This window comes from Achromobacter sp. SLBN-14 (assembly GCF_006715415.1).
Classification (GTDB): domain Bacteria; phylum Pseudomonadota; class Gammaproteobacteria; order Burkholderiales; family Burkholderiaceae_B; genus Achromobacter; species Achromobacter mucicolens.
The window spans coordinates 2,602,946-2,616,654 of sequence record NZ_VFNE01000001.1 but is presented as its reverse complement, the minus strand read 5'-3'; the positions used below and the strand labels follow the sequence as shown (position 1 = coordinate 2,616,654).

The 13,709-nt window shown below is 68.4% G+C and carries 16 protein-coding genes; 4 read left to right on the top strand and 12 right to left on the bottom strand.

Going from position 1 to position 13,709, the window contains the following annotated elements; translation table 11 throughout:
• Positions 1-30: 30 nt before the first annotated feature.
• Entirely contained in the window at positions 31-1,035 is a 1,005-nt protein-coding gene (gene lipA / locus FBY20_RS11965) for a lipoyl synthase (protein ID WP_056327233.1), read from the bottom strand.
• Between the two features lie 156 nt (positions 1,036-1,191).
• On the opposite strand from lipA, the gene FBY20_RS11960 reads away from it, so the two are divergent.
• Entirely contained in the window at positions 1,192-2,004 is an 813-nt protein-coding gene (locus FBY20_RS11960; protein ID WP_142052310.1) for a LacI family DNA-binding transcriptional regulator, read from the top strand.
• A gap of 6 nt (positions 2,005-2,010) precedes the next feature.
• Here FBY20_RS11960 and FBY20_RS11955 read toward each other — a convergent pair whose 3' ends face one another.
• The 10 genes from FBY20_RS11955 to FBY20_RS11910 all read right to left on the bottom strand — a co-directional run bounded on the left by FBY20_RS11955 (position 2,011) and on the right by FBY20_RS11910 (position 10,474).
• Positions 2,011-2,739, bottom strand: a complete 729-nt coding sequence (locus tag FBY20_RS11955) for a tetratricopeptide repeat protein (RefSeq protein ID WP_056327229.1) — start codon at positions 2,737-2,739, stop codon at positions 2,011-2,013.
• Entirely contained in the window at positions 2,736-3,374 is a 639-nt protein-coding gene (gene lipB / locus FBY20_RS11950) for a lipoyl(octanoyl) transferase LipB (protein WP_142052308.1), read from the bottom strand. The genes FBY20_RS11955 and lipB overlap by 4 nt, the downstream gene beginning before the upstream one ends.
• Positions 3,375-3,386: 12 nt before the next feature.
• On the bottom strand, positions 3,387-3,659 hold the full coding sequence (locus FBY20_RS11945; protein WP_056327226.1) for a YbeD family protein: 273 nt from the start codon (positions 3,657-3,659) through the stop codon (positions 3,387-3,389).
• Between the two features lie 132 nt (positions 3,660-3,791).
• Complete coding sequence (locus tag FBY20_RS11940; RefSeq protein WP_056327224.1) at positions 3,792-4,658, bottom strand: D-amino acid aminotransferase; 867 nt, start codon at positions 4,656-4,658, stop codon at positions 3,792-3,794.
• 133 nt (positions 4,659-4,791) lie between these two features.
• Positions 4,792-6,054, bottom strand: a complete 1,263-nt coding sequence (locus tag FBY20_RS11935; protein WP_142052305.1) for a D-alanyl-D-alanine carboxypeptidase family protein — start codon at positions 6,052-6,054, stop codon at positions 4,792-4,794.
• Positions 6,055-6,206: 152 nt separating this feature from the next.
• On the bottom strand, positions 6,207-6,860 hold the full coding sequence (locus tag FBY20_RS11930) for an alpha/beta hydrolase (protein WP_056327219.1): 654 nt from the start codon (positions 6,858-6,860) through the stop codon (positions 6,207-6,209).
• A 102-nt stretch (positions 6,861-6,962) separates the two neighbouring features.
• The gene (locus FBY20_RS11925; RefSeq protein ID WP_056327217.1) at positions 6,963-7,565 is read right to left on the bottom strand and encodes an ABC-type transport auxiliary lipoprotein family protein; all 603 of its coding nucleotides are present in this window, start codon (positions 7,563-7,565) and stop codon (positions 6,963-6,965) included.
• A gap of 5 nt (positions 7,566-7,570) precedes the next feature.
• Positions 7,571-8,518: an MlaD family protein gene (locus FBY20_RS11920; RefSeq protein ID WP_174245408.1), complete on the bottom strand. Its 948-nt coding sequence runs from the start codon at positions 8,516-8,518 to the stop codon at positions 7,571-7,573.
• Positions 8,505-9,344 (bottom strand): ABC transporter ATP-binding protein, encoded by an 840-nt coding sequence (locus tag FBY20_RS11915; protein WP_056327212.1) that lies wholly within the window; start codon positions 9,342-9,344, stop codon positions 8,505-8,507. Before FBY20_RS11915 ends, FBY20_RS11920 begins: the two co-directional genes overlap by 14 nt.
• A complete protein-coding gene (locus FBY20_RS11910) occupies positions 9,344-10,474 on the bottom strand; it encodes an ABC transporter permease (RefSeq protein ID WP_142052304.1) in 1,131 nt (376 codons plus the stop codon). The genes FBY20_RS11915 and FBY20_RS11910 overlap by 1 nt, the downstream gene beginning before the upstream one ends.
• Before the next feature lie 93 nt (positions 10,475-10,567).
• On the opposite strand from FBY20_RS11910, the gene FBY20_RS11905 reads away from it, so the two are divergent.
• Genes FBY20_RS11905 through FBY20_RS27765 form a run of 3 tightly spaced genes read left to right on the top strand, consistent with a single transcriptional unit; the run spans position 10,568 to position 12,399 of the window.
• Complete coding sequence (locus tag FBY20_RS11905; protein ID WP_142052302.1) at positions 10,568-11,419, top strand: biotin--[acetyl-CoA-carboxylase] ligase; 852 nt, start codon at positions 10,568-10,570, stop codon at positions 11,417-11,419.
• Complete coding sequence (locus tag FBY20_RS11900; protein WP_056327205.1) at positions 11,416-12,222, top strand: type III pantothenate kinase; 807 nt, start codon at positions 11,416-11,418, stop codon at positions 12,220-12,222. The genes FBY20_RS11905 and FBY20_RS11900 overlap by 4 nt, the downstream gene beginning before the upstream one ends.
• Before the next feature lie 12 nt (positions 12,223-12,234).
• The gene (locus tag FBY20_RS27765; RefSeq protein WP_174245407.1) at positions 12,235-12,399 is read left to right on the top strand and encodes a hypothetical protein; all 165 of its coding nucleotides are present in this window, start codon (positions 12,235-12,237) and stop codon (positions 12,397-12,399) included.
• A gap of 20 nt (positions 12,400-12,419) precedes the next feature.
• Here the strand turns inward: FBY20_RS27765 and FBY20_RS11895 are convergent, their stop codons facing one another.
• A complete protein-coding gene (locus FBY20_RS11895) occupies positions 12,420-13,709 on the bottom strand; it encodes a 3-deoxy-D-manno-octulosonic acid transferase (RefSeq protein ID WP_142052300.1) in 1,290 nt (429 codons plus the stop codon).

Below are 13,709 nucleotides of genomic sequence, written 5' to 3'. Positions count from 1 at the left end.
CGCAAGGCTACGCCCAGACCGATCAGACGATCAGTTCACGCCAGCCGCGTGCGCCTGCTCGTCGGCGTGGTACGAAGACCGCACCATCGCGCCAACCGCCGCATGCGAGAACCCCATCGCGTACGCTTCGCGCTCGAACATCGCGAACGTATCGGGGTGCACATAGCGCAGCACCGGCAGGTGGTGTTCGGACGGCTGCAGGTACTGGCCGATCGTGATCATGTCCACGTTGTGCTCGCGCATGTCGCGCATCACCTGCAGGATTTCCTCGTCGGTCTCGCCCAGGCCCAGCATCAGGCCCGATTTGGTGGGCACTTCGGGATGCAGCTTCTTGAACTCGGCCAGCAACTTCAGCGAGTGCATGTAGTCCGAGCCCGGACGCGCCTGCTTGTACAGACGCGGCACGGTTTCCAGGTTGTGGTTCATGACGTCCGGAGGACCGGCGTTCAGGATGGTCAGCGCGCGGTCCAGGCGGCCGCGGAAGTCGGGCACCAGCACCTCGATGCGGGTGGTGGGCGACAGTTCGCGGATATGCGTGATGCAGTCCACGAAGTGGCCCGCGCCTCCATCGCGCAGGTCGTCGCGGTCGACCGAGGTGATCACCACGTACGACAGCTTCATGGCGGCGATGGTGCGCGCCAGGTTTTCGGGTTCCTTGGTGTCCAGCGGATCGGGCCGGCCGTGGCCCACATCACAGAACGGGCAGCGGCGCGTGCACTTGTCGCCCATGATCATGAAGGTGGCGGTGCCCTTGCCGAAGCATTCGCCGATGTTCGGGCACGAGGCCTCTTCACAGACCGTGTGCAGGTTGTGCTCGCGCAGGATGCGCTTGATGTCGTAGAAGCGCGAACCGGGCGCGGCGGCCTTCACGCGGATCCATTCGGGCTTCTTCAGGCGCTCGGCCGGAATGATCTTGATGGGAATGCGCGCCGTCTTGGCCTGCGATTTCTGCTTTTGCGTCGGATCGTAGACCGCCTCGGCAGGCGCGGCGGCGGATTCGTTCGAGGGCACAGGAGACTCGGCGAGCGTGGACATGGGACACCTTCGTGACCGGCGCGCAAAGACGGCCGGGTCTGGGAGAAAACAGGCATTTTACCCCTCACGGCCCGATCCGCCGCGGGAACGTCCCGCGCCCCGGCGATGCCCAGCCCTGGGTTATCGTCTGGCCTGACGCATTTCCTGTCTTTTGCCATGCCCTGCCTGCCCTCGCCCGCCCCGATTGCCGTGATTGCCGCCCGTCTGGATGCCGGCCCGACCGCCCGCGCCCTCCAGGCGTGCAGCGAGCGGCTGGCCCCCGCCGGCTACTACCTGGCGGCGGCGCCCTGGCACGACGCCGCGGCGCTGCCGCTGCTGGAAGCGCTGCGGCCAGCGGCCGCCCTCGTCGTCGGTCCCCTGGACAACGCCGCGCTGCGCGCCACGCTCGCCGCGCTGGAGGTTCCGGTCGTCGAGACCTGGAGCCTTTCGCCCCAGATGCTGGACAGCGCCGTGGCGATCGACAACGCCGAGGCCGGCCGCATGGCGGCGCGGCACCTGGCCGAAAAGCGCCACTTGCGCGTCGCCTGCATCAGCGCCGACACGCCCTGGGAGCGCGCCCGGCGCGAAGGCTTCGTCGGCAGCGCCGCCGCGCTGGGCCTGGAACGGGTCGCCGACATCGTGCAGCCCGAGGTCCAGCACATGAACGACGGCCGCATGGCTTTTCTGCGCTTGCTGGCCACCAACACGATCTTCGATGCGGTGTTCTGCACGTCCGACCTGCTGGCGGCCGCCGCCGTGTCGGAAGCGCACAACCGCGACCTGCAGGTGCCGCAGGATCTGGCCGTGCTGGGGTTTTCGGATGACGGCAGCGCCGTGCAGTGGGTGCAGGGCCTGACCACGCTGGGCGTGGACGCCGCCGAACTGGGCCGGCGGGCCGGTCAGCTGCTGTTGGACCGGCTGGAAGGCGAACGCGGCGCGGGCCAGCGCGACATGATCGATGTGGCGCTGGACCTGCGGCTCAGCACCTGATCCGCGTCAGTCCGCGACCTCGTACAGGGCAGGAAAGCCGCAGTCCTGCAGCATGCCGTTCGCTTCCTTCAGGAACGCCTGCGTGGCGGTTTCGGGCACGCGCACGAGCCACGCGACGGCGTCTTCCTTGCGGCCCTGCAACAGCAGCATGCGGCCCAGGTGGAACATGCCCCGGAAATCGCCGCCCTCGGCGCAGCGCCGATAGCAGTCGAACGCGCGTTCCAGGTCTTGCGGGACTACATCGCCCGCTTCGTGATAGCGGCCCACCACGCCAATCGACTTCACGTGGCCGGCTTGAGCAGCCTGCTGGTACAGCGCCAGCGCCGCGGCCTGATTCTGCGTGACGCCGCCGCGGCCCGTGCGCAGCATGTGCGCGTAGTTGTACATGCCCCAATCCAGGCCCGCGTCCGCCGCACGCCGGAACCAGTAGGCCGCGACCGTATCGTCGGCCGCCACACCCCAGCCGTTTTCATAGCAGCGCCCCACCATGTTGATGGCCATGGGGTGATCGGCGTGCGCCGCGCGCTTGAACCACGACAGTCCCTCGGCGGGTTGGCGTTCGACGCCCACGCCGTCCAGCAGCATCTGCCCGTAGATCGTCTGCGCCTCGGTCAGCCCCAATTCGGCTGCCGCGCGGATCCAGGCGGCGTAGTCTTCGGCCGGCCCGGTTTCTCGCAGGCGCGCCAGCTGTTCGGGCGTGGTCGCGGCGACCTCGGCGGCCGTATAGGTCTTCACAATGCGTTCCTTCGGCAATTCCAGGCGTACGCCAGATTCTGCGCCAGCGCATCGCCCGCTTCGGTGGGAGAGCGCCGCACGCCACAGGCCGCCATATCGACGGTGCGCAAGCCTTCGTAGCCGCACGGATTGATGCCCAGGAAGGGCGCTAGATCCATGTCGACGTTGAGCGAGACGCCGTGATAGGCCCGCCCGTTGCGGATCTTGATGCCCAGCGCGGCGATCTTGGCCAGCTCACCGCCTTCGGGATGCGGCACATAGACGCCCGGCGCACCGGGCTTGCGACAGGCCCCGCCCACGCCCAACTGCGCGAGCGTGTCGATGACGGCCGATTCCAGCAGCGCCACGTATTCCTTCACGTACATGTCGGCGCGGCGCAGGTCAAAGAGCGCGTAGGCCATGACCTGCCCGGGGCCGTGATAGGTCACCTGACCGCCGCGGTCGCAATGCACGATGGGAATGTTGCCGGGGTTGAGCACGTGCTCCGGCCGGCCCGCTTGGCCCAGCGTGTAGACCGGCGTGTGCTCGCACAGCCAGATTTCATCTGGCGTGCCGGCGTCGCGCTGACTGGTGTACGCCTGCATGTCCTGCCAGACCGGCAGGTAGTCCACCGGCCGCGCGAGCCACTTGATCACAGCGGTCTTGCCTTACAGGACGATGGACACCATGGGATGACCATGCAGCGCCCGGTACAGCGCGTCGAGCTGCTCGCGCGAGGTCGCGCGCACGGTGAAGGTCAGGCCAAGATAGTTGCCGCCCTTGCTGGGGCGCATTTCGACGGTCGCGGCGTCGAATGCCGGATCGAACTGCAATACGACCTCGGTCAGCGTCTGCGCAAAGTCGGGATGGTGCTTGCCCATGACCTTGATGGGAAAGTCGCTGGGATATTCGATCAACGAATCTTCGGGCGGAATGTGCATGATGTGCCTAAAAAGAGTTGCCCCTGAATGTTCTTATATGGGGGCAAGCGGCGCGCCGGCAAGTGCCGGCGGGCGCCGCCGGGGCGGGCGGCCGACCCGCAGGTATCGCAAGCGGGCCGCCCCGCGCCGGGACTACAGCGCGGCGATGCGGGCATCATAACCCGCACGCAATTGCTCAAAAACAGGGCCGGGCTTGCCCGAACCGACCGGTTTGCCGTCCAGCGAAACGATGGCCAGCACTTCCTTGGTGGCGGACGACAGCATCAGCTCGTCGGCCTGCTCCACCTCGGCTTGCGAGATCCGGCGGGACTCGAACGGGATGCCGGCCTCGGCGGCCAGTTCACCCATCAGGCCGTAGCGGATGCCTTCGAGGATCAGGTTGTTCTTGGGCGGGGCCAGCAGCTTTCCGCCGGAAACGACCCAGATATTGGTGGACGCGCCTTCGGTCAGGTAGCCGTCGCGGAACTGCAGGACTTCGTCCACCTGCGCATCCACGGCCTGCTGCTTGGCCAGCACGTTGCCCAACAGGGACACGGACTTGATCTCGCAGTGCAGCCAGCGTTCGTCGGGGATGCTGATGGCGGACAGGCCCTGTGCGCGTTGCGCGGCCGTCGGCGGCGACCAGGCCGCGATCATGCCGAACACCGTGGGGGTGACGGCCGGCGACGGGAACGGATGGTCGCGCTTGGCCACGCCGCGCGTCACTTGCAGATAGACGATGCAGGTGTCCAGGTTGGAGCGGTCCAGCAACTGCTCGATCAGGTTGATCCACCCGCTGCGGTCGAACGGCTGCGCGATGCGCAAGGCGGCCAGGCTGCGGTCAAGACGGTCAAGGTGTTCGGCCATGCGGAACGCATTGCCCTGGTACACGGGGACGACTTCGTAAATGCCGTCGCCGAAAATGAAGCCGCGGTCCAGGACGGAGACCTTGGCCTCGTCCATGCGCAGGAATTCACCGTTGAGATACACCTGGCTTTCGCCCGGCACGCCCGGAATCATGAGGCACTCCTGAATTTGAAATGGAACAGGGACGAGCCGCGCGGCCCGCCCCCGAAGAATGCAAAACGGGCGTTTCGCGCACGAAACGCCCGCTGCTAGCTTACACCCGCGGCCCCGGCCGCGGTGCGCCGATTTACTGGAACCAGCGCTTGACGGTGTCGACCATGCGGCCAAAGAACCCGGCGCGCTCGACGGCGTCCTGGACCACCAGCGGTTCGGTGCGCAGCACCTTGCCGTCCAGCGTGAACTGCAGCGTGCCGACCTGCTGACCCTTGGCCAGCGGCGCGATCAGCGGATCGGTGCGCTGGGCAACCGGCTTCAAGTCGCCGGCCTTGCCGCGCGGCACGGCGATGGACACCGGATTGGGCGGACCCAGCTTGACGTTTTCGGCGGTGCCTTCCCAGACGCGGGCGTCGATGCCAGGCTGGCTCTTGTCGAACAGCTTGACCGTGTCGAAGTTCTGGAAGCTCCAGTTCAGGAGCTTCAGGCTTTCTTCGGCGCGGGTGGCTTCGCTGTCGGTGCCCACCACGACCACCAGGATGCGGCGGTCGCCGCGCATGGCCGTGGAGACCAGGCAGTAACCGGCCGAGTCGGTATGGCCGGTCTTCATGCCATCGACCGAGGGGTCGGCCCACAACAAGCGATTGCGGTTGGGCTGCGTGATCTTGTTGTAGGTGTAGCTCTTCTGCTTGTAGTAGTGGAAGAAGTCCGGGTGATCCGTGATGAGGTGCGCGGACAGCGTGGCCAGATCGCGCGTGGACGTCACGTGCTGGGGATCGGGCAGGCCCGTGGCGTTCATGAAGTGCGTGTTCTTCATGCCCAGGCGCTCGGCCTCCTGGTTCATCAGCGCGGCAAAGGCGGATTCGCTGCCGCCCACGGCTTCGGCCAGCGCCACGGAGGCGTCGTTGCCCGATTGCACGATCATGCCCTGGTTCAGTTCGTCCACCGTGACCGGCTTGCGCGGCTCGATGAACATGCGCGAGCCGCCCGTGCGCCACGCGTGCTCGGACACCGGCACGGTCTGCTCCAGCGTCAGGCGCTTTTCGTCCAGCGCGTTGAACACGACGTAGGCCGTCATGATCTTGGTAAGCGAGGCCGGCTCGACCTTCATGTCGGGGTTGGATGCGGCCAGTGTCTGGCCGCTGTTCACATCGATGACGATCCAGGCCTTGGCCGCGATGGTGGGAGCCGGGACGGCCGACACGTCGCCAACAGGCACTGCACCCGAGGGCGACGGCGCCGGGGCCGTCGCGGCCGGCGCGGCGGCGGGTGCGGCTGGCGCCTGCTGCGCCCACGCCGGCAGTGAGGCCGCCAGCATCGCTGACAACACGGCGCCCGAGATCAGGCGGCGGGTAAAGACAACGGGGGATTGAGCGGAGTGAGGCAATTTCTTCATCGGCAACGTGGGTCCAGGAATGACGCCCGCCGGCGCGGGGCAAGTGGCTGACAATTATAGGCAGTCGATCAGACCCATCCCGGCCGCGCAGGGTTCCCTGCGCGCCTAAAACATGCAACCTGATGCAACCTGCCGCGGCGGCAAGGCCCGTTTCAGTCCAGCGCGACCTTCAGGCGGGCCTGCACCAGCTGACGCAGCACGAGCAGCTTGCCGTGGAAAAAATGCGAGGCGCCCGGCACCACCACGACCGGAATCGAGCGCGGCCGCGCCCAGTCCATGGCTTCGGACAACGGCACCACCTCGTCTTCTTCGCCATGCACCATCAGCGTGTCGTCGGGCACCTGCACTTCGTGCGATTGGAAGCGGTTGACCGCCGGCCCCATCAGCATCAGCGCCGACGGCAGGACGGCGTCGCCCTGTTCGGCCAGCGCGGCGTAGGTCTGCGCGGCGACCGCCGTGCCAAACGAGAATCCCGCCAGCACCCACGGCGCCTGCGCCAGCTCGGGGTGCAGCTCGCGCATCTGCGCCACGACGGCCAGCATGTCTTCGGTTTCGCCGACGGATTTGTCGAACACGCCTTCGGAGTGGCCGACACCGCGGAAGTTGGGACGCACCGCCACCAGGCCGTGCTGCACGCAGGCGCGCGACAAGGTCGTGACCACCTTGTTCTCGCGTGCGCCGCCCTGCAGCGGATGCGGATGCAGCACCAGCGCCCAGCCGCGCGGCGCGTCGGCGGGCCAGTCGATGGCGCAATCGATACGGCCGGCGGCGCCGACGAAAGCGTGGGTTTCAGTGCGTGCGGACATGGCGGGACTCAACGTGCGGAAAAAGGAACGATGTTAACCGCCCGGCCCGCGCGGCGAAATCCGGGTCAACCGTCAACGGCGCGCGCAAGCGCGAGCCCGAGCTCACTTTCCGCGCGCAGCGGCAGGCGGTCGCAGCGTCGCCGCCAGCCATTGCGCAAGCTGGTCGCTGGCCTCGTCGGTAGCCTGGCGCAGCGCGGCCACGCCGCCTGCGGCATCCTGCGTGGGCGCGGGCGCGGCCACCATGATGCGCTTCTGGTCCACGACCTCGCGCCCGTTCAGCAGCACGGCTTGCAGCAGCAGGCGTCCCTGGCTCGACTGGCCGTCCTCGGTGAACACCTGCTCGAACTGCGCCAGCGACACCTGCAATTGCGGCGTCTGCAACGTGACGCGGTCGCCCAGCACAGCGCCCTGGCGCGACAGGCGATCGGTGATGCGCTGGCGCACCAGCTCGGCGGGCGAGGCCGCCCAGCGATAGGTGGCGTACGACCGGGGCGCGGCGCTGTCGCCCACGCGCCAGATCATGCCGGTGTCGGACAGCCCCGGCGCGGCCTGGAACGACAGCGCGATCGGATCGCGCGCCGGCAACGCAGGCACCGGCCGCGCGTCCAGCCCCAGGTCGAACAACTGGGGCGGCGCGTCCACGCGGCCGATGCCGCAACCGGCCAGGGCCAGGGTCAGGATCAGAATGGCGCTGCGCATCTTCATGGGATCTATCTCCGGAATCCGGCAAAGCCGGGTTCGCCGGGTCCCGGCGCAATGGGCGCGGGACCGAACAGGAACGATTGCGGCGTGCTGTCCACACGGCGCAAGGTGGTGGTGGCGCCCCGTGCGGCCGTGCTGACATCGTTGGCCATGGTGGTGAAGGCCGGCAAGGTCTCGCCATCGAGCCGCGCGGCGGCCAGCGCGATGTCGTTCAGGCTGCGGGTGGCGACGGCCAGCGGGCCGTCGGGCGCGTTCAATCGCGCGAGCGACTGTCGGGCCTGCTGGGCCAGGTCGCCGATCTCGCGCGCGGCGCGGTCGGCCTGGCGCGAGGTGGTGTTCAAGGAATCCATCAGCGGACCGAGCTTGGCCAGCGTGGGCGCCAGATCACGGGTGGCGTCCTTCAGGGACTGCGAGATGTCGGTGGCGTTCTGCAGGCTGGCCGTGAGGGCCTGCACGTTCTGTTCGCTCAGCACGCGCTTCAATTGCTCCGTCGCCACCTCGACGTTGGAAATCAGCTTGTCGCCGCGCTTTTCGATGCGGTCCAGAAAGCCCGGACGCAGCGGAATGGCGGCCGGATGCTCGGCCGTGGACGTCAGGCGCTTGAGCGACGAGCCGTCATCGCGCAGGTCCACGTTGGCCATGCCGGTCACGCCCTGCACGCCCAGTTCGGCCCAGGTCGATTCGGTGATCGGCGTGTTGGGGGCCACGCCAATCCGGATGCGCACCTGCCCCGGCTTGTCGGGATTGAGCGCCAGCGACTGCACGCGGCCCACGGGCACGCCCTGGTAGCGCACGGCCGATTGCGGATTCAGGCCGGTGACGGCCGTGGCCGAAATGATTTCGTATGGCTGCAATTGCGTCCGGTCGCGGCCGATCCAGATGGCCGTCAGCGTCGCGGCAGCCAGCAGGACCAGCGTGAAGATACCGGCCATGAGCGCCTGACTACGGTTTTCCATGGTGCATTCCCTTCGGTGCCAAATCTCCCAGCGCGCGCAAGCCGCGCTCGCCCAGGAAGAACGTATGAATGAACGGGTGATCGAACTTCAGGACTTCAGGCACCGTGTCGCAAATGATCACCCGTTTCTCGGCCAGCACGGCCACGCGCGTGGCCAGCGCCAGCAGCGTGTCCAGGTCGTGCGTCACCATGACGACGGTAAAGCCAAGCTGCCGGTGCAAACTGCGCACCAGGTCGACGAATTCGTCGGACCGCAGCGGATCGAGCCCCGCCGTGGGTTCGTCCAGGAACAGTAATTCCGGGTCCAGCGACAGCGCGCGCGCCAGCGCCACGCGCTTGACCATGCCGCCGGACAGGTCCGAGGGACGCTTGTCCGCATCGCGCGACGACAGGCCCACCATCGCAAGCCGGCACATGACCACGTCGCGCACCAGGTCTTCGGGCACCGTGCGCAGTTCGCGCAGCGGCAGCGCCACGTTGTCGAACACCGACAGCGCCGAGAAAAGCGCGCCCGCCTGGAACAGCATGCCCCAGCGGTATGACAGGCGCCGGCGTTCGCCCGGAGACAGTTCCGAAAGCGTATGCCCCAGCACCTTCACGGTGCCCGCGGCCGGCACGTCCAGTCCGATGATCTGCCGCAGCAGCACCGTCTTGCCCGTGCCCGAGCCGCCCACCAGCACCAGGATTTCTCCCGGAAACACCGTCAGGTCCAGGTTCTCGTGCACCACGTGATCGCCGAAGGCCGTGCGAAGGCCGCGCACGGTGATGACCGGCTCGACGGTGACGCCCTCTTCGGTAAACAACCGGTGTTGCGCGGCGCTATTCATCAGATGCCCACCGTGCTGAAGATGACCGCGTACACCGCATCCAGCAAAATCACGCCCGTGATCGAGGTAACCACGGATGTCGTGGTGCCGCGTCCCAGGCTTTCGGTGTTGGGCTGGATGCGCAGGCCGAAGTGGCAGGCAATGAGCGCGATCAGGATGCCGAAGGTCACGCCCTTGAGCATGCCGATCCAGTAATTGGTCAGCGAGATCGCATCCGGCAGCGATTGCAGGAACCACTGCGCGGACACGCCCAGCTGCGCCATCGCCGCCAGCATGCCGCCCAAGAGCGCCATGGCGCTGGTCCACAGCACCAGCAGCGGCATCGTGACCGCCAGCGCCACCACGCGCGGCAGGATGAGGCGCTGGCCGTGCGAAATGCCCATCACCAGCATCGCGTCCAGTTCCTGCGTCACGCGCATCACCCCGATCTGCGCCGTAATCGCGGATCCCGACCGGCCGGCCACGAGGATCGCCGCAAGCACCGGTCCCAGCTCTCGCACGATCGAGACCCCCAGGAGGCGCACGATGAAGCGGTCGGCGCCGAACATCTGAAGCTGCTGGGCCGACAGGTAAGACAGCACCACGCCGATCAGAAAGCCCACCAGCGCCGTGATGCCCAGCGCCTGCGCGCCGGTCCGGTACACCTGCGCGGAGATCTCGCGCCACGGGCCCAGCCAGGGCCGGCGCAGCATGGCGCCGACATCCAGCACGAGCTGGCCCAGCATGATGAGCAGCGCCTTGCCGTTTTCGGCGGCCTGCAGGACCGCGCCGCCGGTGGCGCGAACCCACGACCATGTCTCGGGTTTGGGCGCTGTCACGGGCGTCTCGCCCTTGTTCATCGCCAGCGTGTTGAAGACATCCTGCTGCCCGGCGCCCCAGCGCACGCGCTCGGGCAGCTTCTCGCCCCAGGCCTGCCAGATGATCAGCGCGCCGATGGTGTCCAGCCGGTGGATGCTGTGCATGTCCCAACGGGCGCCGTCCTTGGCCGCCTGCGCGAGGGCCGCGCGCCTGCGTTCGACCTCGCCCGACTCGGCCAGCGCCAGGACGCTCCAATCGCCGCCCACATGGCAAACCCCGCCTTCGTATCGAAAAGGCGCGGCGGCGGTCGCAAGCAATGCGGAATGCGGCATGTCGTCGGGGTACCGATGCAAAATGTATCGCCAATCATAAACGCTGGGGCCCCGCAGCCGCGAGCGCGGCCCGCGTGCCCTACAATCGCGGCCATGCCCGCCCCCGTTTGCCCCATCGACCTGCCCGACCCGGAAACGCTTGCCCGGACGCTCGCGGACCGCCTGCCCGCCTTCCAGGACATTGCCTGGACCCGCAGCACCGGATCGACCAATGCCGACCTGCTTGCGCGCGCGCGCTCGGGCGCCGGCGCGGGCAAGCCCTGGCTGCTGGGCACGCATCTGCAAGAGACCGGCCGGGGTCGCGCCGGCCGCCCGTGGCAGAACCGCTCGGGCTCCACGCTGATGTTCTCGTGCGCATTCGACGTGCACCTGCCGGCCACGCAACTGGCCGCGTTATCGCCGCTGGCCGGCGTGGCCGCTTGCGAGGCGCTGCGCACCGTCGCCGGGCCCGAGCCGCGCGGCCTGTGCATGAAATGGCCCAACGACGTCCAATGGCACGATGCCAAGCTGGCCGGCATCCTGGTGGAAACCACCCGCAATCCAGGCGGCCGCGACGCCGGATACACCGTGGTGATCGGCATGGGCGTGAACCTTATCGATGCGGCCGAGCTGTCGCTTGCCCTGGGCCGCGAGGTCGCGGACTGGACCCAGGTGCAGGCCGGCGCCGCGCACGCGGCTGCGGCTGCCGACCTGGTCTGCGCCAGCGCCACGGCCTGGCACGAGGCGGTCCGCACGCTCGAACGCGAAGGCTTCGGCGTATTCCGGCAGCGTTTCGACCAGGTGGACGCCCTGGCGGGCCGCAAGGTGAACGTGCTGGACAAGGGCGCTATTCTTCTAAGCGGCACCGCCTGTGGCGTGGACGATCAAGGCCGCCTGCTGGTGCAAACGCCCGAGGGCGCCACACCGATCTCGGTCGGTGAAATTTCGATTCGACGCCAAGCATGATTATTCTCATCGACTCCGGCAACAGCCGACTCAAAGTGGGTTGGCTGGACGCCAGCAATCCGGACATGCCGCGCGAGCCCGCGGCCGTCGCCTTCGACGGCCTGGACCTGAACGCGCTGGATGACTGGCTGGCCGCCCTGCCGCGGCCGCCGCTGCGCGCGTTGGGCGTGAACGTCGCCGGCGCGGCGCGCGGCGACGCCATCGCGGACATCCTGAACAAACACGGCTGCGCGGTCACCTGGTCGCTGTCGCAAGCAACGACGCTGGGTCTGGTCAACAGTTATCGCACCCCCACCCAGCTGGGCGCCGACCGCTGGGCATCGCTGCTCGGCGTGCTCTCGCGCCTGCCGGGCACGCATCCGCCTTTCGTGCTGGCCAGCTTCGGCACCGCCACCACCATCGACACCGTCGGACCGGACAACGTCTTCGCGGGCGGCCTGATCCTGCCGGGCCCGGCCATGATGCGCACCTCGCTTGCGCACGGCACGGCCAACCTGCCCATCGCCAACGGCCAGGTCGTGCCCTACCCCACGGACACGCACGAGGCCATCGCCTCGGGCATTGCCGCGGCCCAGGCCGGCGCCGTCGTGCGCCAATGGCTGGCGGGCCGCCAGCGCTACGGCCAGACGCCGCAGATCTACGCGGCCGGCGGCGGCTGGCCCGAAGTGCATCAAGAAATCGAACGCCTGCTGGCCGATGCGGGCGGCGCGTTTGGCGCGACGCCCGTTCCCGTCTACCTGGACCATCCCGTCCTGGACGGGCTGGCCGCCGTGGCGCGCGCCACGTTGAACACCTCTTTCTGACGAAGGTACGGCATGCGCGTGCTCTTCATCCTGATCCTGCTTGCGAACCTGGGCGTTTTTGCGCTGGGACAGGGCTGGCTGGGCGCCCGGCCCGAGGACGAGGGCCGGGACGCGCGGCGGTTCAGCCAGGAATTGAACCCCGGCGCCGTGACGCTGACGCCGCGCAAAACGCCTTAACTAGCGCCTTGACGAACGCCTTACCGGCGCGCGGCCGGCTCGCCCAGCCAGGGCGCCAGCGCGGCCATCGTGCGCGCCGTGGCGCCGGCGTGCTGGTCGAACCAGGCCCTGGCCGCCTTGCTCGCCTGCCGCCTGCCGGCCGTATCGCTTAGCAGCGCCATCGCGGCGTCCACCGCTTGCACCGGATCCGCCGCGCGGCGTGCCGCGCCGGCCTCGATGGCATCCTCGGCCGCCTGCTTGAAATTGAACGTATGCGGCCCGACGATCACGGGCACGCCCGCCGCGCAGGCTTCGATCAGGTTCTGGCCGCCCAGCGGCGCAAAGCTGCCCGCCACGATCGCCACATCCGAAGCCGCGTAATAAAAAGCCATTTCGCCCAGCGTGTCGCCCAGCAGCACGGCGGTATCCGGCGATGCGGCGGCGCCCGCCGAGCGCCGTTCGAACGGCACTTTCGCGTTCGACAGCAGCCCCGCCGCTTCGTCAAAACGCTGCGGATGCCGCGGAATCAACAGAAAGAGCGGCGCGCCCGGTGCAACCGCGTGGCGCTTGATGGCCGCGATGAACGGGGCGTCCTCGCCCTCGCGCGTGCTGGCCACGGCCACCACGGAACGTCCCAGATGCGCGCGCCAGGCGTGTCCTGCCTCGACCTGCGCGGCCGGCAGCACAAGGTCAAACTTGAGATTGCCGGTGATCTGGGCCGCGGGCGCCCCAGCCTGCGCCAGCCGGCCGGCATCTTCCGCCGTCTGCGCCAGCACTTTGTCCAGACCCGCCAGCGCCTCGCGCATCACGCTGCCCATCCGGCGCGCCTGCCGTAGCGACGACGCGGAATAGCGCGCGCTGACGAGCGCCATGGGCACCTTGGCCTGCCGGGCCGCTGCCAGCAGATTCGGCCAGATCTCGCGCTCCATCAGCAGACCGCAGCGCGGACGGTGCGCCGCCATGAAGCGGCGGGTCGCGCCCGGAAAATCGTAGGGAAGCCAGGCTTGGCGCAGCTGTCCCTGGGCGATTGCGTCCTTGAAAAGGCGCTCGCCCTCGGCGCGGCCCGTCGCCGTCGTGTGCGTCAGCAACACAGGCAGGCCTTGCGCCAGCAACGCGTTCAAGAGTGGCAGCGCGGCCCGTGTCTCGCCCAGGCTGACGGCATGCACCCAGACGGGGTTGTCCGGTGACTGCGAGGCGGGCTCGGCGCGGCCGAAACGCTCGGGAGAAAAGATTTCCCAGCGGCCGCCTGCGCGTTTGGCGCGGCGGGCCATCCACAGCCAGATCAGCGGCGCGAGGGTCCGCAGCGCCAGCGTGTAGACGCCGCGGTTCAT

Coding starts and splice junctions, on each gene's coding strand:
- FBY20_RS27765 (WP_174245407.1), top strand. CDS start 12,235: ATGCGCGTGCTCTTCATCCTGATCCTGCTTGCGAACCTGGGCGTTTTT.
- FBY20_RS11905 (WP_142052302.1), top strand. CDS start 10,568: ATGCCCGCCCCCGTTTGCCCCATCGACCTGCCCGACCCGGAAACGCTT.
- FBY20_RS11930 (WP_056327219.1), bottom strand. CDS start 6,860: ATGTCCGCACGCACTGAAACCCACGCTTTCGTCGGCGCCGCCGGCCGT.
- FBY20_RS11945 (WP_056327226.1), bottom strand. CDS start 3,659: ATGCACATTCCGCCCGAAGATTCGTTGATCGAATATCCCAGCGACTTT.
- FBY20_RS11895 (WP_142052300.1), bottom strand. CDS start 13,709: ATGAACCGCGGCGTCTACACGCTGGCGCTGCGGACCCTCGCGCCGCTG.
- FBY20_RS11920 (WP_174245408.1), bottom strand. CDS start 8,518: ATGGAAAACCGTAGTCAGGCGCTCATGGCCGGTATCTTCACGCTGGTC.
- FBY20_RS11900 (WP_056327205.1), top strand. CDS start 11,416: ATGATTATTCTCATCGACTCCGGCAACAGCCGACTCAAAGTGGGTTGG.
- FBY20_RS11915 (WP_056327212.1), bottom strand. CDS start 9,344: ATGAATAGCGCCGCGCAACACCGGTTGTTTACCGAAGAGGGCGTCACC.
- FBY20_RS11935 (WP_142052305.1), bottom strand. CDS start 6,054: ATGAAGAAATTGCCTCACTCCGCTCAATCCCCCGTTGTCTTTACCCGC.
- FBY20_RS11960 (WP_142052310.1), top strand. CDS start 1,192: ATGCCCTGCCTGCCCTCGCCCGCCCCGATTGCCGTGATTGCCGCCCGT.
- FBY20_RS11910 (WP_142052304.1), bottom strand. CDS start 10,474: ATGCCGCATTCCGCATTGCTTGCGACCGCCGCCGCGCCTTTTCGATAC.
- lipA (WP_056327233.1), bottom strand. CDS start 1,035: ATGTCCACGCTCGCCGAGTCTCCTGTGCCCTCGAACGAATCCGCCGCC.
- FBY20_RS11925 (WP_056327217.1), bottom strand. CDS start 7,565: ATGAAGATGCGCAGCGCCATTCTGATCCTGACCCTGGCCCTGGCCGGT.
- FBY20_RS11940 (WP_056327224.1), bottom strand. CDS start 4,658: ATGATTCCGGGCGTGCCGGGCGAAAGCCAGGTGTATCTCAACGGTGAA.